Below are 1,913 nucleotides of genomic sequence, written 5' to 3' on the forward strand. Positions count from 1 at the left end.
ATCGGAGAACTCCACCGCCGGCGGATAACCCGGGATCTTCGACGCCGGCGGCACCGGCTGCACCGGCGCGGCGATCTTCACCTTCACTTCCTTCGACCCGCCGAACTTCCCCGCCTCCGGGTCCAGGTCCAGCACCTTCACCACCCACAGGCGCTCGCCCGACTCCTTGTCGCGGGCCTGGTCGTCGCCCTGGCCGCGCTTGTCGAAGTCCGTCACCGGCTCCACACCCAGGCACAGCGCACCGTGCGGGAAGACGTAGTCGAACGGAACCGGAACCTTGATCGTGTTCGGAACAGCCACCTTGGCACTCCTTGTGTCTTCGCCGCCGGCCCCTGCCGGCTAGGCTTTGATGCCCGTCACACTAACAACTGGTAGCTAAACATATCAACTGTCTGGTTCCAAGATCTTTTGCGCAAGCCGTTTGAGCAGCGGCGATGCACTAAACAACTGATAGGCCACTGATAGGCTCACGCAAAAACCGACGCCCAGAGCTAGGGGCAATCTCATGCCAACCCCGCGTCCGCGCCTCTCCAAGGCGGAGAGCAAGCACCAACAGGTGGCGCGCCACATCCGCAACGACATTGAGGCCGGCGTGCTGCGCGACGGCCAGGTCCTGCCATCGACCCGTGAACTGGCGGCGGAGTGGGACACCAGCGTCTTCACGATCAGCGAGGCCATGAAGCTTCTTGCTGATGAGGGCTTGATCGTCACCAAGTCCCGATCAAAGCGAGTTGTCCGCAACCCCGGTCAGGTGCGCAACGAGATCCGCCTGTCCAAGCCGCGCGTGATCATCATCGGTGGCTACGCCGGCAGCGGGAAGACTGAGCTCGGCCGAGTGATCGCCCGGCAGACCGGGTGGCCAATGCTCGACAAGGACACCTTGACGCGCCCCGTTGTCGAGGCAGCGCTTGAAGTCCTCGGCCTGTCGCCTCATGACCGCGAGTCGGAGTCGTACTTGAACATCATCCGCCCTCGCGAGTACGACGCCCTTGAGGAAGCCGTGTTGGAGAACGTCGGGTGCGGGAACAGCGCTGTTGTCACCGCGCCATTCATCCGCGAGTTCAACGACCCGGCGTGGATCAGCCGCACCGAGGCACTGTTCGCCAGTCTCGATGCCACCGTCACCTTCGTTTGGTTGTACTGCGACCCCGACACGATGCACTCGTACATCAGGCGTCGGGGAGCAGCGCGAGACGCCCGCAAGCTCTCCGACTGGCCCGCGTACCTGGACAGCATCGACATCAACTTCCGCCCGCCAGTGCCCCACATGCTGGTAGAGAACTGCGCATCCAGCATCCCCTTGCAGACCCAGGCCAAGGAGCTGCTCGACGCCGTCATGAACCAAGGAACGGTGTGATGCGCGGTGTCTTGCTGTACGGCCCCCCTGCGGTAGGCAAGGACACAATCACCCGGGCTCTCTGTGAGCTGGACCCGGCCTACCGACTGTTCCAGCGTCTGAAGGCTGGACCGGGACGGACGGCCGGATACCGGATGACAGACATGCACGAGGTGGAACGCCTACGCGCAGAGGGCCAGGTTGTCTGGGAGAACCACCGATACGGGGCGGTGTACGTCGTCGACCGCGCAACGCTCTGCGCCGACCTCACCCGCCATGTACAGGTGCTGCATCTCGGCCAGGTCGAAGCCGTCCAGGCCGTCAAGTCCGCCGCACCCAATGCGCGTTGGTTGACCGTCTACCTTCAGTGCCCGCGAGACGTGGCTCAGTACCGCATTCTGGCCAGGGCAACCGGCGACACGGAGGACCGGCTACAGGCTTGGGACCAGACTCCACCACTGCCCGGCGCGGACCTTGCGATCGATACGGCAACCGTCGCTCCCGATGACGCTGCACGCCAGGTACATGAGCGCCTGACGCAGCTCACCGGATGACGTTGCCGAATTCCGCTCTATCA

3 protein-coding genes are annotated in these 1,913 nt (G+C 63.9%); 2 read left to right on the top strand and 1 reads right to left on the bottom strand.

Going from position 1 to position 1,913, the window contains the following annotated elements; all coding sequences use genetic code 11:
• Positions 1–300: hypothetical protein (locus tag ACNAW0_RS30300; protein WP_416291464.1), on the bottom strand; the 300-nt coding region annotated here is incomplete at its 3' end.
• A 205-nt stretch (positions 301–505) separates the two neighbouring features.
• On the opposite strand from ACNAW0_RS30300, the gene ACNAW0_RS30305 reads away from it, so the two are divergent.
• Together ACNAW0_RS30305 and ACNAW0_RS30310 are read left to right on the top strand one after the other, a co-directional pair.
• Complete coding sequence (locus ACNAW0_RS30305; protein ID WP_416291465.1) at positions 506–1,357, top strand: GntR family transcriptional regulator; 852 nt, start codon at positions 506–508, stop codon at positions 1,355–1,357.
• Positions 1,357–1,890, top strand: coding sequence for a kinase (locus ACNAW0_RS30310; protein WP_416291466.1), 534 nt, complete (start codon positions 1,357–1,359; stop codon positions 1,888–1,890). The genes ACNAW0_RS30305 and ACNAW0_RS30310 overlap by 1 nt, the downstream gene beginning before the upstream one ends.
• Positions 1,891–1,913: the final 23 nt, after the last annotated feature.

It is taken from the genome of Micromonospora sp. SL1-18, from assembly GCF_047921505.1.
In the GTDB taxonomy this organism is placed as follows: domain Bacteria; phylum Actinomycetota; class Actinomycetes; order Mycobacteriales; family Micromonosporaceae; genus Micromonospora.

What these genes read in the sequence shown, in the direction of transcription:
- ACNAW0_RS30305 (WP_416291465.1), top strand. Translation starts at nt 506, where the DNA reads ATGCCAACCCCGCGTCCGCGCCTCTCCAAGGCGGAGAGCAAGCACCAA.
- ACNAW0_RS30310 (WP_416291466.1), top strand. Translation starts at nt 1,357, where the DNA reads ATGCGCGGTGTCTTGCTGTACGGCCCCCCTGCGGTAGGCAAGGACACA.